Annotated in this window: 19 protein-coding genes and 1 pseudogene; 15 read left to right on the forward strand and 5 right to left on the reverse strand. The window is 67.6% G+C overall.

The features are described from left to right. The first annotated feature begins 167 nt into the window (after nt 1-167). The 10 genes from BST14_RS01825 to proB all read left to right on the forward strand — a co-directional run bounded on the left by BST14_RS01825 (nt 168) and on the right by proB (nt 13,057). Nucleotides 168-1,424 carry a saccharopine dehydrogenase family protein gene (locus tag BST14_RS01825; RefSeq protein WP_083062899.1) on the forward strand — a complete coding sequence of 419 codons (1,257 nt, stop codon included), beginning with the start codon at nt 168-170 and terminating at the stop codon, nt 1,422-1,424. A 62-nt stretch (nt 1,425-1,486) separates the two neighbouring features. After that, entirely contained in the window at nt 1,487-4,147 is a 2,661-nt protein-coding gene (locus tag BST14_RS01830; protein WP_083062900.1) for a valine--tRNA ligase, read from the forward strand. Nucleotides 4,148-4,154: 7 nt separating this feature from the next. After that, nucleotides 4,155-5,606: a bifunctional tetrahydrofolate synthase/dihydrofolate synthase gene (gene folC, locus BST14_RS01835; RefSeq protein WP_083062901.1), complete on the forward strand. Its 1,452-nt coding sequence runs from the start codon at nt 4,155-4,157 to the stop codon at nt 5,604-5,606. Next, entirely contained in the window at nt 5,603-5,983 is a 381-nt protein-coding gene (locus tag BST14_RS01840) for a DUF4233 domain-containing protein (RefSeq protein WP_083062902.1), read from the forward strand. Before folC ends, BST14_RS01840 begins: the two co-directional genes overlap by 4 nt. 74 nt (nt 5,984-6,057) lie before the next feature. After that, nucleotides 6,058-6,468: a nucleoside-diphosphate kinase gene (gene ndk / locus BST14_RS01845; RefSeq protein ID WP_083062903.1), complete on the forward strand. Its 411-nt coding sequence runs from the start codon at nt 6,058-6,060 to the stop codon at nt 6,466-6,468. A gap of 344 nt (nt 6,469-6,812) precedes the next feature. Beyond that, nucleotides 6,813-9,635 carry a ribonuclease E gene (gene rne / locus BST14_RS01850; protein ID WP_083062904.1) on the forward strand — a complete coding sequence of 941 codons (2,823 nt, stop codon included), beginning with the start codon at nt 6,813-6,815 and terminating at the stop codon, nt 9,633-9,635. Nucleotides 9,636-9,842: 207 nt separating this feature from the next. Continuing rightward, nucleotides 9,843-10,154 carry a 50S ribosomal protein L21 gene (rplU, locus tag BST14_RS01855; protein ID WP_007769829.1) on the forward strand — a complete coding sequence of 104 codons (312 nt, stop codon included), beginning with the start codon at nt 9,843-9,845 and terminating at the stop codon, nt 10,152-10,154. 14 nt (nt 10,155-10,168) lie between these two features. Continuing rightward, nucleotides 10,169-10,435: a 50S ribosomal protein L27 gene (rpmA, locus tag BST14_RS01860; RefSeq protein ID WP_008255217.1), complete on the forward strand. Its 267-nt coding sequence runs from the start codon at nt 10,169-10,171 to the stop codon at nt 10,433-10,435. A gap of 61 nt (nt 10,436-10,496) precedes the next feature. After that, on the forward strand, nt 10,497-11,957 hold the full coding sequence (obgE, locus tag BST14_RS01865; RefSeq protein ID WP_083062905.1) for a GTPase ObgE: 1,461 nt from the start codon (nt 10,497-10,499) through the stop codon (nt 11,955-11,957). Beyond that, the gene (gene proB / locus BST14_RS01870) at nt 11,954-13,057 is read left to right on the forward strand and encodes a glutamate 5-kinase (protein ID WP_083062906.1); all 1,104 of its coding nucleotides are present in this window, start codon (nt 11,954-11,956) and stop codon (nt 13,055-13,057) included. The genes obgE and proB overlap by 4 nt, the downstream gene beginning before the upstream one ends. A 69-nt stretch (nt 13,058-13,126) precedes the next feature. On the opposite strand, the gene BST14_RS01875 is transcribed toward proB, so the two are convergent. Next, nucleotides 13,127-13,777, reverse strand: coding sequence for a TetR/AcrR family transcriptional regulator (locus BST14_RS01875; protein WP_083062907.1), 651 nt, complete (start codon nt 13,775-13,777; stop codon nt 13,127-13,129). Nucleotides 13,778-13,883: 106 nt separating this feature from the next. Between BST14_RS01875 and BST14_RS01880 the strand changes: the two genes are divergently transcribed. After that, a complete protein-coding gene (locus BST14_RS01880) occupies nt 13,884-15,161 on the forward strand; it encodes a cytochrome P450 (protein ID WP_083062908.1) in 1,278 nt (425 codons plus the stop codon). Here the strand turns inward: BST14_RS01880 and BST14_RS01885 are convergent. Beyond that, the gene (locus BST14_RS01885; RefSeq protein ID WP_083062909.1) at nt 15,158-16,006 is read right to left on the reverse strand and encodes an SIR2 family NAD-dependent protein deacylase; all 849 of its coding nucleotides are present in this window, start codon (nt 16,004-16,006) and stop codon (nt 15,158-15,160) included. The two genes, BST14_RS01880 and BST14_RS01885, sit on opposite strands and share 4 nt — an antisense overlap. 74 nt (nt 16,007-16,080) lie before the next feature. Further along, nucleotides 16,081-16,620 (reverse strand): cysteine hydrolase family protein, encoded by a 540-nt coding sequence (locus BST14_RS01890; RefSeq protein WP_083062910.1) that lies wholly within the window; start codon nt 16,618-16,620, stop codon nt 16,081-16,083. A gap of 57 nt (nt 16,621-16,677) precedes the next feature. Between BST14_RS01890 and BST14_RS01895 the strand changes: the two genes are divergently transcribed. After that, nucleotides 16,678-18,720, forward strand: coding sequence for an NAD(+) synthase (locus BST14_RS01895; protein ID WP_083062911.1), 2,043 nt, complete (start codon nt 16,678-16,680; stop codon nt 18,718-18,720). A gap of 55 nt (nt 18,721-18,775) precedes the next feature. Here the strand turns inward: BST14_RS01895 and BST14_RS01900 are convergent, their stop codons facing one another. Next, the gene (locus BST14_RS01900) at nt 18,776-19,183 is read right to left on the reverse strand and encodes a hypothetical protein (RefSeq protein ID WP_083062912.1); all 408 of its coding nucleotides are present in this window, start codon (nt 19,181-19,183) and stop codon (nt 18,776-18,778) included. Nucleotides 19,184-19,419: 236 nt separating this feature from the next. Then, entirely contained in the window at nt 19,420-20,298 is an 879-nt protein-coding gene (locus BST14_RS01905; protein ID WP_083062913.1) for a ribokinase, read from the reverse strand. A gap of 156 nt (nt 20,299-20,454) precedes the next feature. On the opposite strand from BST14_RS01905, the pseudogene BST14_RS01910 reads away from it, so the two are divergent. The 3 genes and pseudogenes from BST14_RS01910 to BST14_RS01920 all read left to right on the forward strand — a co-directional run bounded on the left by BST14_RS01910 (nt 20,455) and on the right by BST14_RS01920 (nt 25,353). Next, a pseudogene (locus BST14_RS01910) lies at nt 20,455-22,646 on the forward strand (adenylate/guanylate cyclase domain-containing protein). Continuing rightward, entirely contained in the window at nt 22,646-24,049 is a 1,404-nt protein-coding gene (locus BST14_RS01915; protein ID WP_083062914.1) for a mechanosensitive ion channel family protein, read from the forward strand. The pseudogene BST14_RS01910 and the gene BST14_RS01915 overlap by 1 nt, the downstream one beginning before the upstream one ends. A 44-nt stretch (nt 24,050-24,093) precedes the next feature. Continuing rightward, nucleotides 24,094-25,353 carry a glutamate-5-semialdehyde dehydrogenase gene (locus BST14_RS01920; RefSeq protein ID WP_083062915.1) on the forward strand — a complete coding sequence of 420 codons (1,260 nt, stop codon included), beginning with the start codon at nt 24,094-24,096 and terminating at the stop codon, nt 25,351-25,353. Nucleotides 25,354-25,366 lie beyond the last annotated feature (13 nt).

Genomic DNA, 25,366 nt, shown 5'->3' on the forward strand with positions numbered 1-25,366 from the left:
GGGCTGGGGCGCGGGGGGGGTCTGGGGCGGCGGGGTCTTAGCTGTACCCTTTCGCGCGGGCTTTCTAACAAATATGGCTTTCTAAAAAATAACACGGGCGGGGCCTGGGGCCGGGCACTTCTTAGCTCCAGGGGTTGGGCCCCCCGGGGTCGGGTAGCGTCGGGCTCGTGACCGCAACGCCGCGCGAATTCGACATTGTGCTCTATGGGGCGACGGGCTTCGTCGGGAAACTCACCGCCGAATACCTGGCCCGTTCGGCGCCGGACAAACGGATCGCGTTGGCCGGCAGATCGGCCGACCGGTTGCGCGCCATCCGCGACACGCTGGGCGAAACCGCGCAGTCCTGGCCCATTGTCAACGCCGACGCCTCGTCGCCCTCGACACTTAACGAGATGGCCGCCCGCGCCCAGGTCGTCATCACCACGGTCGGGCCCTACACCCGCTATGGGTTGCCGCTGGTGGCCGCGTGCGCCGCGGCCGGCACCGACTACGCCGACCTGACCGGCGAGGCGATGTTCGTCCGTGACAGCATCGACCTCTACCACAAGCAGGCCGCGGACACCGGCGCCCGCATCGTGCACGCGTGCGGTTTCGATTCCGTTCCTTCGGACCTCAGCGTGTATGCGCTCTACCGGGCCGCGCGAGACGGCGGCGCGGGAGAACTCGTCGACACCGACCTGGTGGTCCGCTCCTTCTCCGGCGGCGTGTCCGGCGGAACCGTCGCCTCGATGTTGGAAGTGCTGGACACCGCCTCCCGCGATCCCGACGCCCGCCGCCAACTCGCCGATCCGTACACGCTGACCACCGACCGCAGCGCCGAACCCGAGATCGGCCCCCAGCCCGATCTGCCCTTGCGTCGTGGTGCCCGGATCGCGCCCGAACTGAGCGGCCTGTGGACGGCGGGCTTTTTGATGGCGCCCTACAACACCCGAATCGTGCGGCGCAGCAACGCCTTGCTGGACTGGGCCTACGGCCGCCAATTGCGTTACAGCGAAAGCATGAGCCTGGGCTCGTCGCCACTGGCCCCGGTGGCGTCCGCTGTGGTGGGCGGGCTCGGCGCCGCGACCCTCGGGCTGGGCAGCCGCTACTTCCGGCTGCTGCCGCGCCGGCTGGTGGAGCGCATCGTGCCCAAGCCCGGCACCGGCCCGAGCGAGGCCGCCCGGGAACGCGGCTACTACCGGATCGAGACGTTCACCACCACAACCACCGGCGCCCGGTTCGTGGCGCGCATGGAGCAGCGCGGTGACCCGGGCTACAAGGCGACGTCGGTGTTGTTGGGGGAGTGCGGCCTGGCGCTCGCGCTGGATCGCGACAAGCTCCCAGACCTGCACGGCGTTCTCACGCCCGCGGCCGCGATGGGCGACGCGCTGCTGGACCGTTTTCCGGGCGCGGGCGTCGCATTGGAGGTGGAACGGCTGGGTTAGTGACCCGGCTCACGCATTTGGGCGCTTACACGAGGGTAAACACCGCTCCCTAGAATTGACGGGTGACCGCCAGCCGCAGCCCCGCCACCGATCTGCCCAAGTCGTGGGATCCCGCCGCGGCTGAAGGCGCGATCTACCAGACGTGGGTGGACGCGGGCTACTTCGCGGCGAACCCGAACAGCGCCAAGCCCGGGTTTTCGATTGTGCTGCCCCCGCCGAACGTGACCGGGAGCCTGCACATGGGCCACGCGCTCGAACACACCATGATGGACGCCCTGACGCGCCGCAAGCGGATGCAGGGCTACGAGGTGCTGTGGCAGCCGGGCACGGACCACGCCGGCATCGCGACCCAGAGCGTGGTGGAAAAGCAACTCGCGGTCGACGGCAAGACCAAAGAGGACTTCGGGCGAGAGCGCTTCATCGAAAAGGTCTGGGACTGGAAGCGGGAGTCCGGCGGCGCCATCGGTGCCCAGATGCGCCGGCTTGGCGACGGCGTGGACTGGAGCCGCGACCGGTTCACCATGGACGAGGGGCTGTCGCGAGCGGTCCGGACGATCTTCAAGCGCCTCTACGACGCCGGACTGATCTATCGGGCCGAACGGCTGGTCAACTGGTCGCCGGTGCTGCAGACGGCGATCTCGGACATCGAGGTCGACTATCTGGAGGTCGAAGGCGAGCTGGTGTCGTTCCGGTACGGATCGATGGACGACTCGCAGCCGCACATCGTGGTGGCCACCACCCGGATGGAAACGATGCTCGGCGACACCGCGATCGCGGTTCATCCCGACGACGAGCGCTACCGACACCTGGTCGGCACCAATCTGCCGCACCCGTTCGTGGACCGTCAGCTCGTGGTGGTGGCCGACGAGCACGTGGATCCCGAATTCGGCACCGGCGCAGTCAAAGTCACGCCCGCCCACGACCCCAATGACTTCGACATCGGACTGCGCCATCAGCTGCCGATGGTCTCGATCATGGACACCAAGGGCCGGATCACCGACACCGGAACGCAATTCGACGGCATGGACCGATTCCAGGCCAGGGTCGCGGTGCGCGAGGCGCTGGCGGCCCAGGGCCGGATCACCGAGGAGAAGCGGCCCTACCTGCACAGCGTCGGACACTCCGAGCGCAGCGGTGAGCCGATCGAACCGCGCCTGTCGCTGCAGTGGTGGGTCCGGGTGGAGTCGCTCGCCAAGGCCGCCGGCGACGCGGTGCGCAACGGTGACACCGTGATTCACCCCGCCAGCTTGGAGCCGCGATGGTTCGCCTGGGTCGACGACATGCACGACTGGTGCATTTCGCGTCAGCTGTGGTGGGGTCACCGGATCCCGATCTGGTATGGCCCCAACGGTGAACAGCGTTGCGTCGGTCCCGACGAGACCCCGCCGGAGGGTTGGGAGCAGGACCCCGACGTCCTGGACACCTGGTTCTCCTCGGGGCTGTGGCCGTTCTCCACGCTGGGCTGGCCGGATAAGACCCCCGAGCTCGAAAAGTTCTATCCCACAAGCGTTCTGGTCACCGGCTATGACATCCTGTTTTTCTGGGTGGCCAGGATGATGATGTTCGGCACCTTCGTGGGCGACGACGAGGCCATCACCCTGGATGGCCGCCGCGGCCCGCAGGTGCCGTTCACCGATGTCTTCCTGCACGGGCTGATCCGCGACGAGTCCGGCCGCAAGATGAGCAAGTCCAAGGGCAATGTCATCGATCCGCTGGACTGGGTGGACGCGTTCGGTGCCGACGCGCTGCGGTTCACGCTCGCGCGGGGCGCCAGTCCCGGCGGTGACCTCGCGGTCGGCGAGGATCACGTCCGGGCCTCGCGCAACTTCTGCACCAAGCTGTTCAACGCGACCCGCTACGCGCTGCTCAACGGCGCCAAGCTGACCCCGCTTCCCCCGCCGGCCGAGCTGACCGACGCCGACCGCTGGATCCTCGGGCGGCTGGAAGAGGTGCGCGCCGAAGTGGATTCGGCATTCGATAGCTATGAGTTCAGTCGCGCCTGCGAGGCGCTTTACCACTTCGCGTGGGACGAATTCTGCGACTGGTATGTGGAATTAGCCAAAACCCAACTGGCCGAAGGGATCACACACACCACGGCCGTGCTGGCGGCGACGCTGGACACCCTGTTGCGGTTGCTGCACCCGGTGATCCCCTTCATCACCGAGGCTTTGTGGCAGGCCCTCACCGGCGGGGAGGCCCAGCACGAGTCGCTGGTGATCGCCGACTGGCCGCAGTCGTCCGGCATCAGCCTGGATCAGGTTGCCGCGCAGCGGATTACCGACATGCAGAAGCTGGTGACCGAGGTGCGCCGGTTCCGCAGCGACCAGGGGCTGGCCGATCGGCAGAAGGTGCCGGCCAGGATGACCGGCGTCGACGAAACCGATCTGGACACCCAGGTGAGCGCGGTGACCTCGCTGGCGTGGCTCACCGCCGCGGATCCGCAGTTCCGCCCGTCGGCGTCGGTGGAAGTGCGACTGGGCGGCGGCACCGTCGTGGTCGAACTCGACACCTCAGGGACCATCGACGTCGCCGCCGAGCGTCGCCGCCTGGAAAAGGACCTGGCCGTGGCGCACAAGGAGCTCGCATCGACGACCGCCAAACTGGCCAACGACGACTTCCTGGGCAAGGCCCCGCAAAACGTCGTCGACAAGATCCGGGACCGTCAGCGCCTGGCCCAGGAGGAAACCGAGCGGATCAACGCGCGGCTAGCCGGACTGCAGTGAGCGTTCGATGACTGAGCCCGAGTGGCCGCGCGACGAGGTTGCCGCCGAGTTTCCCGACCCGGTCCCCACCCCGGACGAGATCGCGTCGCTGTTGCAGGTCGAGCACCTGCTGGATCAGCGTTGGCCGGAGACCAAGATCGAGCCGAGCCTGACCCGGATCAGTGCGTTGATGGACCTGCTGGGCTCACCGCAGCTGGCCTACCCCTCGATCCACGTGGCGGGCACCAACGGCAAGAGCTCGGTGGCCCGCATGATCGACGCGCTGATCACCGCGCTGCACCGGCGCACCGGGCGCACCACCAGTCCCCACCTGCAATCGGCGGTGGAACGCATCTCGATCGACTCTAAGGCCATCAGCCCGGCCCGCTACGTCGCGACCTACCGCGAGATCGAGCCGTTCGTGCAGATGGTCGACGCGCAGTCGCAAGCCGGCGGCGGGCCCGCGATGAGCAAGTTCGAGGTGCTGACCGCGATGGCCTTCGCCGCTTTCGCCGATGCCCCCGTAGACGTCGCGGTCGTCGAGGTGGGGATGGGCGGACGCTGGGACGCAACCAACGTGATCAACGCCCCGGTCGCCGTCATCACCCCGATCTCGGTCGACCACGTCGAATACCTGGGCGACGATCTCGCCGGCATCGCGCGGGAGAAGGCCGGCATCATCACCCGCGCCCCGGAGGGCGCGCCCGACACCGTCGCAGTCATTGCGCGTCAGGCGCCCGAGGCGATGACGGTGCTGTTGGACCAAACCGTGCAAGCCGACGCCGCGGTGGCCCGCGAGGATTCGGAGTTCGCCGTGCTGGGCCGTCAGGTCGCGGTCGGCGGCCAGGTGCTGCAGCTTCAGGGTCTCGGTGGGGTGTACTCGGACGTCTACCTGCCGCTGCACGGCGAACACCAGGCGCACAACGCCGTGCTGGCCCTTGCCGCGGTCGAGGCGTTTTTCGGCGCCGGCGCGCAGCGTCAGCTCGACGTTGACGCGGTGCGTGCGGGTTTCGCCGCCGTCGCCAGCCCCGGCCGGCTCGAGCGGATGCGCAGCGCCCCAACGGTGTTCATCGACGCCGCGCACAATCCCGCCGGTGCGGCGGCGCTGGCGCGGACGCTGGCCGGCGAGTTCGACTTTCGCTATCTCGTCGGCGTGCTCAGCGTGCTCGCCGATAAGGACGTCGACGGCATCCTCGCCGCCCTGCAGCCGGTGTTCGACGCGGTCGTGGTCACGCACAACGGGTCCCCCCGGGCGCTCGACGTCGAATCGCTGGCCCTGGCCGCGCGCGAGCGATTCGGTCCCGACCGCGTGAGCACCGCCGAGAACCTGCGCGACGCCATCGACATCGCGACCGCACTGGTGGATGACGCCGCGACGGACGGTCCGGCCGATGCGTTCTCCGGCATCGGCATCGTCGTCACCGGCTCGGTGGTCACCGCCGGGGCGGCCCGGACCCTGTTTGGTCGTGATCCGCAATGACCGGCGTCCCCGAGGACCCCGAGGAGCGCGCCCCGACGCAGCCTGCCGACCCGTGGCGAAGCTTCGGCGCGGTGATGGCTTTGACGCTGATCCTGGAAGCGATCGTGGTGCTGCTGGCGATCCCGGTGGTGGGTGCGGTCGGCGGCGGCCTGACGACGGTGTCGCTGGGCTACCTGATCGGCCTGGCCGTGCTGTTGATCCTGATGGCCGCGGAGCAGCGCAAACCCTGGGCGATCTGGGCCAACCTGGGCGTCCAGGTGATCCTGCTCGCCGGGTTCGCGGTCTACCCGGGGGTGGGGTTCATCGGCGTGCTGTTCGCCGGGCTGTGGGGCTTGATCGCCTACTTCCGTGCCGAGGTCCGGCGCCGGCAGGGATAGCGCCGGCGGACGACGATGACCTCCCGACCGCCGTCGCCCGACCCGTCGCCGCCTGGTTATGTACGCTGTCCGCCGTGACCGAACGGACATTGGTACTGATCAAGCCCGACGGCGTCCAGCGGCGGCTGGTGGGGGAGATCATCGGCCGCATCGAACGCAAAGGCCTCGCCATCGCCGCGCTGGAGCTCCGGGCGGTCAGCCGCGACCTCGCCGCCCAGCACTACGCGGAACACGAGGGCAAGCCATTCTTCGACGCCCTGCTGGGGTTCATCACCTCGGGACCGGTGGTGGCGGCCATCGTCGAGGGCCCCCGGGCGATCGCCGCGTTTCGCCAGCTCGCGGGCGGTACCGACCCGGTGGAAAAGGCGGTTCCCGGCACCATCCGCGGCGACTTCGGGCTAGAGACGCAACTCAATCTGGTGCACGGGTCGGATTCCACTGAATCCGCGAAGCGTGAAATCGCGCTCTGGTTCCCCAACGCGTAGAGCTGCGGCGATAGCCGCCGCGGCCCGTCCCGAGCGACATCGCTGATGCCGGCGGGCTCACGTGTGGCTGGGACCGCGACGTGATGTGGGATACTGGTATCGGGTGAACGTCGCCGGACCGGCGACAGGCACCCGAATGAAGACTTAGACAAGCGCGACCAAGAGCCCCGTCGCCTTGGTTCGCTGCATGTCAGGCCGTCATTCAGCACGGCGCCGAGTGGGTCTGCGATTTTGGGCCGCTCGGGGCGAGACCATCACAAGCCCGGGAGAAGTGACCCGGGCCCATAGCGAAGCCCTCGCGTGGCCGCGTCGTAACGACGCGCCCGGGGGCTTGAGGAGAATACGTGGTAGACGGTGCACCGACTGCAGACCCATCAGGAGAATCGACTCGGCCCGAGGAACTGCCGGACCGCTTGAGGGTTCATTCGCTGGCTCGAACGTTGGGAACCACCAGCAAGCGGGTGTTGGACGCGCTCAGCGAGCTCGACGGCCGAATCCGCAGCGCGCATTCCACCGTGGACCGCGACGATGCGGTGCGGGTACGCGACCTGCTGACGGCCGCCCAGCTCGCGGCACCCCCGGAGAACGCGGACACCGCGCCGGCAACCGAAGCCGACGAACCCGAATCCCGGCTGCTGCTCGAGACCCCGGATAGCGCCGTCGAGCGGCCGCATTACCTGCCGTTGTTCGTCGCACCGCGGCCGATCGAGGCCCGCGAGGACGACGCCGGCAGCGATGACGGCGACGACTCGGACGACACCGACGATGACGAGCAGACCGACCGGCCGTCGAACAAGCGGCGGCGGCGTGGCCGTCGCGGTCGCGGTCGTGGACGCGGTGAGCAGGGCGGATCCGACGGCCAGGGCGAGGACGGCGACGACGACGAGGGCCAACCGCGGGGCAAGAAGGGTGGCCAACCGGACTCCACGGACTCCGAGGACTCCGATGGCCGGGACACCGACGACTCGGACGACTCCGACGACTCCGACGATTCCGACGATTCCGACAACGGTGAAGATGGATCGGCGGACGGCGGCAATCGCCGCCGCCGGCGGCGCCGACGCCGCAAATCCGGATCCGCCGACGACAACGACGAGAGTTCGTCGCCCGACGATCCGCCGAATACGGTGGTGCACGAGCGCCCGCCCCGCAACGGCAAGTTCGGCGCAGACGACTCCGCCGGCTCGAACAACGAGATCAAGGGCATCAACGGCTCGACGCGGCTGGAGGCCAAGCGGCAGCGACGCCGGGACGGCCGCGACGCCGGACGGCGCCGCCCCCCGGTGCTGACCGAGGCCGAATTCCTCGCGCGCCGCGAGGCCGTCGAGCGGATGATGGTCGTGCGCGACCGGGTCCGCACCGAGCCGCCGCACCAGGGCGCGCGTTACACCCAGATCGCGGTGCTCGAGGACGGCATCGTCGTCGAGCACTTCGTCACGTCGGCCGCATCCGCGTCGCTGGTGGGCAACATCTACTTGGGCATCGTGCAGAACGTACTGCCGTCTATGGAGGCGGCGTTCGTCGACATCGGCCGCGGCCGCAACGGTGTCCTGTATGCCGGCGAGGTCAACTGGGATGCCGCCGGGCTCGGCGGGTCCGACCGCAAGATCGAACAGGCGCTCAAGCCGGGCGACTATGTCGTAGTCCAGGTCAGCAAGGACCCGGTCGGGCACAAGGGCGCGCGGCTGACCACGCAGGTGTCACTGGCGGGCCGCTATTTGGTCTACGTGCCGGGGGCGTCGTCTACCGGGATCAGCCGCAAGCTGCCCGACACCGAGCGTCAGCGGCTCAAAGAGATCCTGCGCGAAGTCGTGCCGTCCGACGCCGGGGTGATCATCCGCACGGCGTCCGAGGGCGTCAAAGAAGAGGACATCCGCAGCGACGTCACGCGGCTGCAGGAGCGCTGGCAACAGATCGAGGCCAAGGCGATCGAGATCAAGGAGAAGGCCGCCGGCGCCGCGGTGGCCCTCTACGAAGAGCCCGACGTGCTCGTCAAGGTCATCCGCGATCTGTTCAACGAGGATTTCGCCGGCCTCATCGTCTCCGGTGAAGAAGCCTGGACCACTATCAACGACTACGTGAATTCCGTTGCGCCCGACCTGGTTTCGAAACTGAACAAGTACGAGGCGCCCGCGGGGCCGGATGGGCAGGCGGGGCCGGACGTGTTCGCGGTGCATCGCATCGATGAGCAGTTGGCCAAGGCGATGGAGCGCAAGGTGTGGCTGCCGTCCGGCGGCACGCTGGTGATCGACCGGACCGAGGCCATGACGGTGGTCGACGTCAACACCGGCAAGTTCACCGGATCCGGCGGCAACCTCGAGCAGACGGTCACCAAAAACAACCTCGAGGCGGCCGAGGAGATCGTGCGCCAGCTGCGGCTGCGCGACATCGGCGGCATCGTGGTCATCGACTTCATCGACATGGTGCTCGAGTCCAACCGCGACCTGGTGCTGCGGCGGCTGACCGAGGCGCTGGCCCGCGATCGCACCCGCCATCAGGTGTCCGAGGTGACGTCTCTCGGCCTGGTCCAGCTGACCCGCAAGCGGCTGGGCACCGGCCTGATCGAGGCCTTTTCGACGTCCTGTCCGAACTGCGGCGGTCGGGGGATCCTGCTGCACGCCGATCCAGTGGATTCGGCCTCGTCGAACGGGCGCAAGTCCGAAGCCGGTGGGGGCGGCCGCCGGGGCAGGCGCAAGAAGAACAAGGCCGAAGAGCCGGTGGTGGCCAAGGTGCCCGCCCACGCTCCCGGCGAGCACCCGATGTTCAAGGCGATGGCCGCCGGCTCCTCGACGCAGGGGGACTCCGAGGATGAATCCGACGAGACCACGCAAGCCACCGACGAACTCGACCAGAACAAGGCGGCGCGCGACGGTGACGTCGAGGACACCGACCAAGAGGACTTCGACGAGGACTCCGACGAGGAGGACTCGGACGACGAGGAGGACTCCGACGACGACCTCGACGACGAGGACATCGACGACGAGGAGGACCTCGGCGACGATGACGAGGATCTCGAGCTCGACGACGACGACCTGGACACCGAAGACGACGATTCCGAGGACGCCGACGTCGGGCGGGTCTCCGCCGGGGCCGAGCAGGCCGGCCCGCGCCCCCGACGCCGGCGCGCCGCGGGCAGGCCGGCCGGACCGCCGATCCACGCGGACTGAGCCGGTGATGCCCAGTTTGACCCTGTAGCCGCTGGTCACGTACCCTTGGACAGTTGTCGTCAGGCCGGACGAGAAAAAACTTCGGCCGGCGGCAGCGGGACTCCCGGGTGATCGGCGCAGGCCCGCAACCCAGACCCACCACGTGCACCGCGGCTGGTTCGCGCGCGACGCGCAGAGCAGCGGCCAAAAGAAGGAGCAGGAGCGACGATGGCGACCTACGCAATCGTGAAGACGGGCGGCAAGCAGTACAAGGTCGCCGTCGGGGACGTCGTCAAGGTCGAGAAGCTCGAATCCGAGCCCGGCTCGAACGTGTCGTTGCCGGTCGCCCTGGTGGTGGACGGCGCCAAGGTCACCACCGACGCGGCCGCCCTGGCCAAGGTGGCGGTGACCGGCGAGGTGCTCGAGCACACCAAAGGCCCCAAGATTCGCATCCACAAGTTCAGGAACAAGACCGGCTACCACAAGCGTCAGGGACACCGTCAGCAGCTGACGGTCCTGAAGGTCACCGGCATCAAGTAGCGAAGGCGACAGACATGGCACACAAGAAGGGCGCTTCCAGCTCGCGCAACGGTCGTGATTCCGCCGCGCAGCGGCTGGGCGTGAAGCGATTCGGCGGCCAGGTCGTCAAGGCGGGCGAGATCATTGTCCGCCAGCGCGGCACCAAGTTCCACCCTGGCGTGGGCGTCGGGCGCGGCGGCGATGACACCTTGTTCGCCAAGGAAGCCGGCGCCGTTGAGTTCGGCATCAAGCGCGGCCGCAAGACCGTCAACATCGTGGCCGCCGGACAAGCCACCGACTGAGGAGTCTTTCCGGGCCCAGCCCGGTATTTTCGGCGCCCGGTGGTAGGTGAGAGGACCCACGATGCCTCGGTTCGTCGACCGCGTAGTCATCCATGCGCGCGCCGGTGCCGGCGGTAACGGCTGCGCCTCAGTCCATCGCGAGAAGTTCAAGCCGCTCGGCGGGCCCGACGGCGGCAACGGCGGGCGCGGCGGCAGCATCGTGTTCGTGGTCGACCCGCAGGTGCACACCCTGCTCGACTTCCATTTCCACCCGCACGTCACCGCGCCATCGGGCAAGCAGGGGATGGGCAACAACCGCGACGGCGCCGCCGGCGCCGACCTGGAAGTCAAAGTGCCCGACGGCACCGTCGTCCTCGACGAAAATGGTCGGCTGCTCGCCGATTTGGTCGGCGCGGGCACCCGCTTCGAAGCGGCCGCGGGGGGACGCGGCGGGCTGGGCAACGCCGCCCTCGCATCGCGAGCCCGCAAGGCTCCCGGCTTTGCGCTGCTGGGCGAGCAGGGCCAGGCTCGCGACCTGACGCTGGAACTCAAGACCGTGGCCGACGCCGGCCTGATCGGTTTTCCGTCGGCCGGCAAGTCCTCGCTGGTGTCGGCGATCTCGGCGGCCAAACCCAAGATCGCCGACTATCCGTTCACCACGCTGGTTCCCAACCTCGGCGTGGTGTCGGCGGGTGAGCACACCTTCACCGTTGCCGACGTGCCCGGCCTGATCCCGGGCGCATCGCAGGGCCGCGGCCTGGGCCTGGATTTCCTCCGCCACATCGAGCGGTGCGCCGTGCTGGTGCACGTCGTCGACTGCGCCACCGCGGATCCCGGCCGCGACCCAATCTCCGAGATCGATGCGCTCGAGGCCGAACTGGCCGCGTATACGCCCACCCTGCAAGGGGATGCGGCGCTGGGTGACCTGACCGAGCGGCCCCGCGCCGTGGTGCTCAACAAGATCGACGTGCCCGAGGCGCGCGAGCTCGCCGAGTTCGTCCGTGACGAGATCGCGCAGCGCGGTTGGCCGGTGTTCTTGGTGTCGACCGTCGCACGAGAAGGATTGCAGCCGTTGATATTCGGGATGTGGCAGATCATCTCTGACTATAAGGCGGCCCAGCCCGAGATTGTGCCGCGGCGTCCGGTGATTCGGCCGGTACCCGTCGACGACAGCGGCTTCAGCGTGCAGCCGGACCCTCAGCAGCCGGGCGCCTTCGTGGTCAGCGGCGCGCGCCCCGAACGCTGGATCCGCCAGACCAACTTCGACAACGACGAGGCCGTGGGATATCTCGCCGACCGGCTCGCACGCCTGGGTGTCGAAGAGGAATTGCTGCGGCTGGGCGCGCGCCCGGGCTGCGAAGTGACCATCGGGGACATGACGTTTGATTGGGAGCCGCAAACGCCTGCCGGACAACAGGTTGCGATGAAGGGACCGATGTCTGGGAGAGGCACCGATGCGCGGTTGGAGCGCACCGAGCGCGTCGGCGCCGCCGAACGCAAGGCCGCCCGGCGGCAGCGGCGCGAACGCGGTGAGGAGCAGTGAGCGCCCACCGGGAGGCCATCCGCGGCGCCCGCAGCCTGGTGGTCAAGGTGGGCACCAACGCACTGACCACACCCGCCGGGGTGTTCGACGCCGGCCGGCTGGCCGGGCTGGCCGATGCCATCGAGGCACGGATGAAGGCCGGGACCGACGTCGTAATCGTGTCGTCGGGGGCCATCGCCGCCGGCATCGAGCCACTCGGATTGTCCCGCCGTCCCAGGGATTTGGCGACGAAGCAGGCCGCGGCCAGCGTCGGTCAGGTCGCGCTGGTTAATTCGTGGAGCGCCGCGTTCGCCCGCTACGGCCGCACGGTGGGGCAGGTGCTGCTGAGCGCACACGACATCTCGATGCGGGCGCAGCACACCAACGCCCAGCGCACGCTGGATCGGCTGCGCGCCCTGCACGCGGTGGCGATCGTCAACGAGAACGACACGGTGGCCACCAATGAGATCCGGTTCGGTGACAACGACCGGCTTTCGGCGCTGGTGGCTCACCTGGTCGGCGCCGAGGCGCTGGTGTTGCTGTCCGACATCGACGGACTGTACGACGCGGATCCCCGAAAAACCGAAGGCGCGAAATTCATCGCGGAGGTGTCCAGCTCCGCGGATCTGATCGGTGTAATCGCCGGGCCCGGAAGCGATCTGGGCACCGGCGGAATGACCTCCAAGATGTCCTCGGCGCTGCTGGCCGCGGATGCCGGCGTGCCGGTGCTGCTGGCCGCGGCCGCCGACGCGGCGACCGCGCTCACCGACGCTTCAACCGGCACGGTGTTCGCCGCGCGCCCAATCCGGATGTCGGCCCGGCGGTTCTGGGTGCGTTATGCGGCCGAGGCGGCCGGCGCATTGACCCTGGACGAGGGTGCGGTGCGCGCCGTGGTGCGCCAACGTCGCTCGTTGCTGCCCGCCGGGATCACCGCAATCTCCGGCAGGTTCTATGCCGGCGACGTCGTCGAATTGCGCGGCCCAAACGCGGTGATGGTGGCCCGCGGTGTGGTCGCCTACGACGCGACCGAATTGGTCACCATGATGGGTCGCTCGACCTCTGAACTGCCCGGCGAGCTGCGTAGGCCCGCGGTGCACGCCGACGATCTGGTGGCGGTGTAGACGCGAGCAGACGCAGAATCGCATCATTTGTCCTTCGAAAGTGCGATTCTGCGTCTGCTCGCGCTACTGTTACCTCGCCGAGATGGGCTTGAGATACAATGCGCCCCAGACGATCTCGGCCAGGGTAGCGGCCAGTTCGGCGTCGTAATATGGGGGCTTTTTCGGCAAATTTTGCTGACAGGCCCGCTCGACCATCCACGTCAGCGCGCTCGCGGTGGTGAGGGCGGCCAGCTCAGGGCGGATCGAGCCGTGCGCCTGACCGTCTTCGATGACACTGGTGAGCTGCTCGGAGATGCCGGTCAGCAGTTCTCGATAGGTCTCCGCCGTCAATGGGTCATACGCGGCCATCTCGTTGAGCGCGACCAGCACCGCCTGGTGGCGCCGGTAGGCGGCGATGATGCGGCTCATCGCCGTCCGCACATCGTCGGGGTCATGGCGCCCGGCCACGCTCCACCAACTTCGCGCGCCGTCGACCAGGTCGCCGAACACCTGGCCCGCGAGCCGGCGCAGCAAATGCCCCTTGTCCTCGAAATAGATGTAGAAGCTGGCCCGGGAGATGCCGGCCGCATTGGAGAGCCGATCCACGCTGAGTTCGGTGAAGCTCGCGCCGTCGCGCATCAGCTGCTCGGTGGCGTCCAGCAGCCGGCGCTCCATTCGCTCGCGCCGCTGCTCACGGCCCACGCTCCGGTGGCCCTGCGGCTTGCGGGTGAGCGACGGCATGCGCCGAGCATAGCTGAGTGGTCGACATGTTGACTAGACATAGTGTCTAGGCATATCGTCACGGAGAGCCTGTGACCGGGGTCATACGAGACGGAGGATCACCACCATGGCCGTGCTGACGGGTAAGTCCGGGACCGACAAGTCCGGCCGCGCCTATGACGAGATCGATTTGTCCTCGCGCGCGTTCTGGTCCACCACCGCGGCCGATCGGGAGCGCTCGTTCGCCGTGCTGCGGGCCGAGCGGCCGGTGAGCTGGCATCCCCCGGTCGAGGATTCGCTGATGCCCGACCCGACCGACCCCGGCTTCTGGGCGGTCACTCGCCGCGCCGACATCGTCGCGGTAAGCCGCAACAACGACGCCTTTTTGTCCGGCCGGGGGGTGATGTTCGAGAGCATCCCGGTGGAGCTGCTCGAGGCGTCGCAGTCCTTCCTGGCGATGGATCCCCCGCGACACACCAAGCTGCGCAAGCTCGCTCACGCCGCGCTGAGCCCCCGCCAGGTCCGCCGCATCGAGGACTCGATCAAGGCCAACGCCAAAACCATCGTCGAAGAGCTGCGATCGGCCGGCAGCGGCACGGATTTCGTCGAACACTGCGCCAAGGAACTGCCCATCCGCACCCTGTCGGACATGATGGGGATCCCGGAATCAGAGCGCGGGCGCATGGCGCACGCCACCGACGCCCTGGTCTCTTGGGCCGACCCGGAATTTCTCGGCGGGCGCCCGGCGCTGGACGTTCTGCTGGAAAACCAGCTGTATCTGCACCAAGTCGTCGGCACGCTGGCCACCGAACGTCGCGAGCACCCGGGTGACGACCTGATCAGCAGTTTGGTCACCGCCGAAGTCGACGGCGACCGTTTGGAAGACGCGGAGGTGGCGGCGTTCTTCGTCCTGCTGTCGGTGGCGGGCAATGACACCACCCGTCAGACCATCAGCCATACCCTGCGGGCGCTCACCGATTTTCCTGACGAGAAGGCCTGGCTGCTCGAGGATTTCGACAACCGAATTGGCACGGCCATCGAGGAGTTCATCCGCTGGGCGACGCCGGTCATGACCTTTCGCCGCACCGCCGCAACGGATACCGAGCTGGGCGGTCAAACCATCCGGGCGGGGGATAAGGTGGTCATGTTCTATCCGTCCGGCAACTGGGACACCGAGGTGTTCGACCATCCGGAGCGGCTGAGCCTGGACCGAGACCCCAACCCCCACGTCGGCTTCGGCGGTGGCGGACTGCACTTCTGCCTCGGTGCGCACGTCGCCCGCGCACAACTGCGCGCCATCTTCGGCGAGCTGTTTGGTCAGCTTCCCGACATCCAGGCGGGCCAGCCATCCTATTTGGCGGGCAACTTCGTGCACGCCATCCGCAGCATGCCATGCACCTTCTAATGCGTTGCCAGGGGCGCTAACTCGTCGGCGAGCAGGACCAGCAACTCCGAGCAGCCGCCATCGACCTTGACGGTGGCCAGGTGGTCGCCGCGGGTGTCGCCGCGATTGATGATGGCCACCGGGATGCCCAGCGCGGCGGCGTGGCGCACGAACCGGTAGCCGGAAAACACCGTCAGCGACGAGCCGGCGACCAGCAGCGCCTCCGACGCCTCGACCAACTTATACGCTTGGGCCACAACGTCTTTGGGGACGCTCTCGCCGAAGTAGACGATGTCGGGCTTGAGCATGCCACCGCAGTGTTCGCAACCCAGATACCTAAACGACGCGGTATCCGCGACGACGGCGTCGGCGTCGGGTGCCACCGCCAGCCCGCCGATGGCCTCGGCGCGCTCGATGAATCCGGGGTTGAGCGCTTCCAGCCGTTCGGCCAGCGCGGCGCGGGCCATGGTGGATCCGCAGCTCAGACAGACCACCTGCGCGTAGGTGCCGTGCAGGTTGATGACGTTTCGGCTGCCCGCCTTGCAGTGCAGCAGATCTACGTTCTGGGTGATCACGCCGGTGACCACCGACGCATCCTCGAGTGCGGCCAGCGCCCGGTGGCCCGCGTTGGGCAGCGTTTCGTCCATGTGACGCCAACCGACGTGGTTGCGTGCCCAATATCGCTGGCGAAACGCCGGGTCGCCGGTGAACTGGCGGATGGTCATGGGGTTGCTGGGCGGCGAATCGGGCCCGCGGTAGTCGGGGATGCCCGAATCGGTGGAGATGCCCGCGCCCGTCAGCACCGCGATCCGGCGCCCGGCCAACAACGTGACCAGTTCCGGAGATTCTGCGCAGCCGACGGTCACCTTGTCCAGAGTACGGAGTCGTCCTGCGACGATGCGGCCCGCCGCCGGGCCGCTGAGGAGGAGGACAATCAGGCTCAGCCCAGGCAGTCCGCGGCCGTCGTGAGCTCGGCGGACATGTTTTGTTCCATCATCCTGCAGGCCGCGGCGCCCAGCTCGGGGTCGATGTGCGCGACGGCATCCGTCGGGATCACCACGGAGAAATGGCGTACGTACGCGTCCAGGGCCGTGTAGAGGATGCATTGCTCGGTCACCTGGCCGGTGAGGATTAACCGCTTGGTTTTCAGCCGGCCCAGCAGATACGCCAGCGCCGTGGCATAGAACGCGCTGTGGCGGACCTTGGTCATCACGCGGCACTCGTCGGTCGGCAGGATCGGCTTCACCAGATCGGGCCTGGCCCCGTCGCAGGCGGACCGGACGATGTCGGAGAACTGGGCGGTGAAATCGCCGTAGTTGTCGTTGACGTACACCAGGTCCACGCCCTCGGTGGCACGGGCCCGGCCGACCAACTCGGCCAGCGGCTCGATGATCTTTTCAACATTGGGTATTAGATTTTCAGCGTCGGGATGCTGATAGGTGTTCATCATGTCGACTACCAGGACGGCCGTGTCGCTCATGCCGTCGGGGATACCCGGCGGCGGCGAGTTGACACCGGCGACGACGATGGAAGGGCGATGGACTTTTACAACGCTTACAGCCAGGGCTTCGTCCGCGTCGCCGCATGCACCCACCACACCGCCATCGGTGACCCGGCCGCCAACGCCGAGACGGTCCTGCGGATGGCGAAGGAGTGCCACGACGACGCCGTCGCAGTGGCCGTCTTCCCGGAGCTGACGCTGTCCGGGTATTCCATCGAGGACATCGTGCTGCAGGATCTGTTGCTCGACGACGTCGAAAAGGCCATCGCCGAGATCGTCGCCGCCTCGGCCGAGTTGCTTCCGGTGTTGGTCGTGGGTGCCCCGCTGCGCCATCGGCACCGGATCTACAACGCCGCCGTGGTGATCCATCGCGGCGCGGTGCTCGGGGTGGCGCCGAAGTCGTACCTGCCCACGTATCGGGAGTTCTACGAGCGGCGCCAGATCGCACCGGGAGACGACGAGCGCGGCACCATCCGGCTGGGGGGCGTCGAGGCGCCGTTCGGCCCCGACCTGCTCTTCGCGGCTTCCGACGTGCCCGGCTTCGTCCTGCACGTGGAGATCTGCGAGGACATGTTCGTGCCCATTCCGCCGAGCGCCGAGGCGGCGTTGGCGGGTGCGACGGTGCTGGCCAACCTGTCCGGCAGCCCGATCACGATCGGGCGCGCCGAGGACCGCTGCCTGCTGGCCCGGTCCGCGTCGTCACGGTGCCTGGCCGCCTACGTGTATTCGGCTGCCGGGGAAGGCGAATCGACGACGGATCTGGCCTGGGACGGCCAGACCATGGTGTTCGAAAACGGCGTGATGCTGGCCTCCTCCGAGCGCTTTCCCAAGGGGGAGCGACGCAGCATCGCCGACGTCGACATCGAATTGCTGCGTTCCGAGCGGCTGCGGATGGGCACGTTCGACGACAACCGGCGCCACCACCGGGCAACGACGGAGGCCTACCGGCACATCGAGTTTCGATTGGACCCGCCTTCTGGCGACCTGGGGTTGCGGCGCGAAATCGAGCGCTTCCCGTTCGTGCCCGCCGATCCGCAGCGGCTGGAACAGGATTGCTTCGAGGGCTATAACATCCAGGTCGCCGGCCTCGAACAGCGCCTGCGCGCACTGGATTTCCCGAAGGTGGTCATCGGGATTTCCGGTGGGCTGGACTCGACGCACGCCCTGATCGTGGCCGCCCGCGCGATGGATCGCGAACAACGGCCGCGCAGCGACATTCTGGCGTTCACGCTGCCCGGCTTCGCGACCGGGGACCGCACCAAACGCAACGCGTCCGAACTGTGCCGCACCCTGGGTGTGACGTTCGACGAGATCGACATTCGCCAGACCGCGGAGCTGATGCTCAAGGAGATGGATCACCCGTTCGCGCGCGGCGAGAAGGTGTACGACGTCACCTTCGAAAACGTTCAGGCCGGTTTGCGCACCGACTACCTGTTCCGGTTGGCCAACCAGCGTGGCGGCATCGTGCTGGGCACCGGCGACCTGTCCGAGCTGGGCTTGGGCTGGTCGACATACGGTGTGGGCGACCAGATGTCGCACTACAACGTCAACGCCGGCGTGCCCAAAACGCTGGTCCAGCACTTGATCCGCTGGGTGATCTCGTCGGAACAGTTCGAGCCGGAGGTCAGTGACGTGCTGCAATCGGTGCTCGACACCGAGATCACCCCGGAACTGGTTCCCAGCGGCGAGGAAGAAGAGCTGCAGAGCAGCGAGGCAAAGGTGGGACCGTTTGCGCTGCAGGACTTTTCACTGTTCCACGTGCTGCGCTTTGGATTCCGGCCGTCCAAGATCGCCTTTCTGGCCTGGCACGCCTGGAGCGATCCCGACCACGGCATCTGGCCGCCGGGCTTTCCCGATAACAAACGGCCGTCCTACTCGCTGAAAGAAATCCGGCACTGGTTGCAGGTCTTCGTGGAGCGGTTCTATTCGTTCAGCCAGTTCAAGCGCTCGGCACTGCCCAACGGGCCCAAGGTGTCGCACGGGGGTTCGCTGTCGCCGCGGGGGGATTGGCGCGCGCCGTCCGACATGTCCGCGCGCATCTGGCTCGACGAGATCGAACGCGAAATTCCCAAGGACTAGCCGGCGCGCTTACGGGGCCCGCCCGGGTCACCGAGCGGGCCCGAAGCATCCGGGTTCACGCCTGGGCGCGGCGCCAGCCTTGATACTGCACTTCGGCGAACACCAGCGTGTAGGCGCCCGCCACCAGGTTCAACACCACGCCGGTCGACGTCAACGGGAAGACGTCGGCGACCACCAGAACGATGGCGCCCACCGTGTACGCCACGTTGGCGATGATGACGCCCATCCCGGCGCGCCGCACCGACGGCAAGGTGGCCAGCCCCAACACCAGCACGCCGTACGCGATCAAGAACGCGGCCATGCCGTACTCGAACGCCTTCGTGGTGCCCGAGAGGTCGGCGAGCCAGCCGGCGAACGGGAGACCGGCCAGCCCGACCAGCCCGCTGATGGCGGCGTCGGCGCGCATGGCGAGGCGAAGCAAGCCGTCCCGGGTGCCCGTGCGGTCAATCGTGGTAGCGGACATGATGTTCCTTTCTTTGGCGGACTGCGATCGCCACCGACGCTGCTCCCAAACCACTGCCAGATCGACGCCGGCCGCTGCCAAGCACTGCCAACCGCAGGTCAGCGGGGTGGCGTCGCTGGCTGGCGCTCGTAGGTTCCGGTCCGCGTGACCCGCGCCAGCACGGGACCGCGCATCGCGGTCATCAGTCTTCTGGCCGTGGTCACGGTGTCCGGGGATCGGTCGTGCGGGCAGAACCGCTAGAACGCCCCCCGCAGCGCCTTGTCGATCGCATGGACGTCCGGTGCGCAAGCGCCGGCGCCGGCGACGAGCGTTGCCAGCGCACCCGCCGCGCAGGCTCGTTGCAGCGCGAGCCGCCGCTGATCCGGCGCGCCGGGCTTAGGTGGCCAATTCGCCGCCAGGACGCCGGCGAATACGTCGCCGGCTCCGGTGGTGTCCACGGCATCCACCGTCGGGGCTGCTACGGTGTATTCGCCGTCCGCGCCCACGTAGCGGGCGCCGTGCGCACCCAGTGTGACCACTAAATGTTCTGGCCGCCAAGGCCATTCGTCGGCTTCCTCTTCGTTGGTGATCACCACGTCCGCCGCGGCCCCTAGGTCCGCCAATGCGCGGGGATCCTGACCGGCCGGCGAAGCGTTGACGATGACGACCGCTCCCGCCGAACGCGCATGTTGCGCGGCCGCGACCGCCGTGAGCACCGGAATCTCGAGCTGGGTCAACATCACATCGCAGTCGCCGACGACCGAGCGGGCACGTTCGTCGCTCAGCTTGAAACGACCGTTGGCGCCCGGGGCCACCACGATCGTGTTCTCGGCGTTGGCGTCGACCACCACGATGGCCGTGCCGCTGGGTCCGGAGATTTCGACGGCTCCGTCCAGCGCGACGCCGTTGGTTTCGAGGTGCGAGCGCAATTGGCCCGCGGCCGCGTCGTCACCGAGCGCCCCGACGAACTGCACGTTCGCGCCCGCGCGCGCCGCCGCCACCGCCTGATTGCCCCCCTTGCCGCCGGGGGCGTGCGTCAACGACGACGCCAACACCGTTTCGCCGGGCCGTGGCAGGGCGTCGACACGCAACGACAAATCGAGATTCACGCTGCCCACCACACAAACGCGTGTCATGCCGCAGACGTTAGTCGGGCCGGGATGGCAAAGCACACCAGGGCCACCGGCACTTTCGACGCCGAAATCGCGTCACGGCAAACGCCGAATATCTCGATGTCCGCACGATACTCTGCTGCGTTAGGGGGCAGGATCGAACGAGAAAAGGGCAGGCGATTGACCACGAGCGAGTTGACGGACGCCCAACCCCATACCGATCCTGGTCCGGCCCAACCGGCCGCGAAGCGCGTGCGGCAGCGCGCCCTGGCCCGCTTCCGGTTCGGCATCCAGTCCAAGATCTTGATCACGATGCTGCTGTCGAGCATTTTGGGTGTGGCAGTGATAGGCCTCATCGGCGCCGTGTCCGGCCGTAACGCGTTGCGCCAGGTCGAATCGGAACGGTTGATCGAGATGCGCGAATCGCAGAAGCGGGCGGTACAGGCGCTGTTCCGCGAGGTGTCGAATTCGCTGATCGTCTACAGCGGCGGATTCAGCGTCAACGAGGCGATGACCACGCTGGTTGCCGGATTCGGTCAATTGGGCAACGCGACCATCACCCCCGCCCAACAACAGACGCTGGTCAACTACTACGACAACGACATGATCAGACCGATCAAGCAGATCACCGGGGACACGATAGACATCAGGGCAGTCCTACCAAGTACCAACGCGCAGAAATACATTCAGGCGCATTACACCGCCGGCGCCCGGCCGAACCCCGACGCCCTGCCCGTCGAGGACGCCGGTGACGGCAGCGCATGGTCGGCGGCCAACGCCCGCTTCGACTTCTACATGCGCGGCATCGTCACCCGATTCGACTATCGGGACGCGCTGCTGCTCGACATGGGCGGCAATGTCGTCTACAGCGTGATGAAGGGGCCCGACCTGGGAACCAACATCCTCACGGGCCCGTATCGCGAATCGAAGCTGCGAGAGGCTTACCAAAAGGCCTTGGCGTCCAACGACCTCGACTTCGTCTGGATCACCGACTTTCAGCAGTACCAGCCGCACCTGGACACCCCCACTGCATGGGTGGTGTCACCGGTCGGGATGAACGGCAAATTCGACGGCGTGATGGCGCTGCCGGTGCCGCTGGCGAAGATCAATAAGATCATGACCGCCGACAAGCACTGGGACGCCGCCGGAATGGGGTCGGCGACCGAAACCTATCTGGCGGGTCCCGACGACCTGATGCGTTCCGATTCACGGGAATTCATCGAGGATCCGAAGGACTACCGGCGCCAGGCGATCGACGCCGGCACGCCGCCCGACGTGGTGGACCGGGCGATCCGGTTGGGCAGCACCACGCTGGTGCAGCCGGTCGACTCGGCCGGCCTACGCGCCGCCCAGCGCGGCGAGACGGGGGTGGTCAGCGCCACCGACTACACCGGCAATAGGGAGCTGGAAGCCTATGCGCCACTGAGCATCCCCAATTCCGACCTGCACTGGTCGATCCTCGCGACGCGTGACAACTCCGACGCGTTCGCCAGGCTCGGCAGGTTCAGCAAGACGCTGGTGGTGGCGGTCGCCGCGATGGTCTTCGCCATCTGTGTGGTCTCGATGTTCGTCGCCCAGGCCGCGGTGCGGCCGGTCCGGCGTCTCGAGGAGGGCACCCGCAAGATCAGCTCCGGCGACTACGAGATCAACATCCCCGTCCGGCGCCGCGACGAAATCGGGGACCTCACAGCGGCTTTCAATGAAATGAGCCGAAACCTGGCCATCAAGGAAGAGCTGCTCAACGAGCAGCGCCGGGAAAACGACCGCCTGTTGTTGGCGCTGATGCCCGAGTCGGTTCTGCAACGCTATCGCGAGGGCGAGGAGACCATCGCCCAGAAGCATCAGGACGTGGCCGTCATCTATGCCGACATCTTCGGCCTGGACGAGATTTCCAGCGCGGTGCCGGAAGACGATTTGGTCGCGACCGTCAACGATTTGTTCCGGCAATTCGACTCGGCCGCGGAAGCCCTTGGCGTCGAACGGATTCGCACGTTCCACGACGGCTATCTGGCCAGTTGCGGTGTCGTCACGCCCCGCCTGGACAGCATGCACCGCGCCATCGACTTCGCACTGGAAATCGGTCGCATCATCGATCGATTCAACAGCGCGGCCGGCCACCAGCTGGGGCTGCGCGTCGGCGTCAACACGGGCAACGTGGTAAGCGGGCTGGTCGGCCGGTCCAGCCTGGTCTACGACATGTGGGGCGGCGCGGTCAGCCTGGCCTATCAAATGCACAGTGGCGCACCGCAACCGGGCATCTACTGAGCTCGCAGGTGTACGAGGCGATGCGCGACGTTCGACAGTTCACCCCCGCCGGCACCATCTCCGTCGGCGGTACCGATCAGGTCATCTACCGGTTGCTGGAGCGCTGATGAACCTCTTCAGCTCTTCGTGGTTCTATTGGGCGATCGGCATCGCGGTCGGGTTGCCGCTCGGGCTCATCGCTCTCACCGAGCTGCAGGATGCGCTGCTGCGTAGGAACAGCCCGCTGGCCAGGCAGGTGAGCCTGCTGCGCAACTATGTGTTGCCGCTCGGTGCGCTGTTGCTGCTGCTGGTTCAGGCCTCCCAGGTCCCCGCCGACGACGTTCCGGTACGCGTCCTCACCACGGTCTTCGGTCTGCTGGTGCTCGTCCTCGCGCTCTCCGGACTCAACGCCACGATCTTCGCGGGCGCACCCGAAAAGAGTTGGCGCAAGAGGCTACCCGGGATCTTTCTCGACTGCGCCCGGTTGGTGGTGATTGGCGTCGGCTTGGCGGTGATGTCGTTCTACATCTGGGGTGTGCGGATCGGCGGCATCTTCACCGCGCTGGGCGTCACTTCGGTTGTCATCGGTCTGATGTTGCAGAACTCCGTCGGCCAGATCGTGTCGGGCTTGTTCATGCTGTTCGAGCAGCCCTTCCGCATCGACGAGTGGCTGGACACCGGCACCGCTCGCGGACGGGTGGTCGAGGTCAACTGGCGCGCCGTGCACATCGATACCGGCAGCGGGATTCGGGTCATGCCGAACGCGATGCTCGCCAGCGAGGCGTTCACGAATCTGAGCCGACCGCCCGGCGCGCACCAGCTGGCGGTGACGACCACGTTCTCCAGCGTCGACCCGCCGGACCGGGTGTGTGCGCTGCTGTCGCGGATCGCCGGGGGGCTGCCCCAGCTCAAGGCCGGCAGCGCGCCGCGGACGGTCCCCGCAGGGGCGGGCGAGTACCGGACGACCATCGAGTTGAACTCACCGGCCGACGCCGGCGCGGCCAAGGCGACCTTCCTGCGCTGGGCCTGGTATGCCGCGCGACGAGAGAACCTGCACCTCGACGGCGCCGACGACGACTTCTCCACGATCGAGCGGGTCGAGCATGCGTTGCACACGGTGGTGGCTCCGGCGCTGCGGATCGGCGCCGAGGAGCAGCGATCGCTGCGGTCCGCCGCGAGGATCGTCCGTTACGGCGCCGACGAGGTGGTGGAGTATGCCGGCCAGGTGCCCACGACCATGACGTTCTTGGTCGCCGGGCGGGTGCAGCTGACCGCGACCGCCGACGACGGCTCGATGGTGCCGATCAGCACGCTGGTCGAGGGGTCGTTTCTGGGGCTGACGGTGCTGACCAGGCAACAGAATCTGGCCAGCGCGTACGCGCTGGAGGAGGTCACGGCGCTGGAAATCGACCGGGAACACATCGAACACCTGGTGACGCGGGCGCCGCTGCTGATGCAGAACTTCGGCAACATCATCGAGGAGCGGCGCGGCAAGGTGCGCAGCGCCCGGCGGGGCGAGCGGGTCGGGTAGCGGGCCGCCGCACGCTGGCTTTTTCCGCCGGATACTCTGGTTCAATGAGTCTGCAAGCACCATCGCTTCCTGACTTGCGCCAGGAGGTGCACAACACGGCACGCCGCGCCCGGGCCGCATCCCGTGTCCTGGCGCTGTTGCCGACGGTTGCCAAGGACCAGGCGCTGAGCTCCGCGGCCGACGCGATCACCGCCCACACCGAGTTGATCCTGTCGGCCAACGCGGAAGACCTCGAGGCCGCCCGGGCCGCCGGAACGCCCGCCGCGATGCTGGATCGATTGGCATTGGACTCCAAGCGCGTTGAGGGCATCGCCGCCGGCCTGCGTCAGGTCGCCGGGCTGCCGGACCCGATCGGGGAGGTGTTGCGCGGCTACACCCTGCCCAACGGGCTGCAGCTGCGCCAGCAGCGGGTTCCGCTCGGGGTCGTCGGCATGATCTATGAGGGCCGGCCCAACGTGACCGTCGATGCCTTCGGTTTGGCGCTGAAGTCCGGCAACGCCGTGCTGCTGCGCGGAAGTTCGTCGGCGGCCCGGTCCAATCAGGCGCTGGTCCAGGTGCTGCGGGCGTCGCTGGTCAGCGAGGACCTGCCCGCCGATGCGGTGCAACTGCTTTCGGCGGATGACCGCGCGACCGTGACGCATCTGATCCAGGCGCGCGGCCTGGTCGACGTGGTGATTCCGCGCGGCGGTGCGAGCCTGATCGACGCGGTGGTTCGTGACGCACAGGTACCCACCATCGAGACCGGCGTCGGCAACTGCCACGTGTATGTGCACGACGGCGCCGACCTGGATGTGGCGGAGCGGATCCTGTTGAATTCCAAGACCCGTCGGCCCAGCGTTTGCAACGCCGCCGAGACGCTACTGGTCGACGCCGCGATCGCCGAAGCGGCGCTGCCGCGGCTGATCAACGCCCTGCAAGACGCCGGCGTGACCGTGCACGGCGGATTCGCCAAGGATGCGCACGAGGATGACCTGCGCCGGGAGTACCTGTCGATGGACATCGCGGTGGCGGTGGTCGACGGCATCGACGCCGCGATCGCTCACATCAACGAGTACGGCACCGGACACACCGAGGCCATCGTCACTACCAATATGGCTGCGGCGCAGAAGTTTACCGACGGTGTGGACGCCGCCGCGGTGATGGTGAACGCGTCCACCGCCTTCACCGACGGTGAGCAGTTCGGTTTCGGCGCCGAAATCGGCATCTCCACCCAGAAACTGCATGCCCGCGGCCCGATGGGGCTGCCCGAATTGACCTCGACCAAATGGGTTGCGTGGGGAGACGGACAGACCCGTCCGGTCTGATGCCCCGCGGCCG

This window comes from Mycobacterium arosiense ATCC BAA-1401 = DSM 45069 (assembly GCF_002086125.1).
Taxonomy (GTDB): domain Bacteria; phylum Actinomycetota; class Actinomycetes; order Mycobacteriales; family Mycobacteriaceae; genus Mycobacterium; species Mycobacterium arosiense.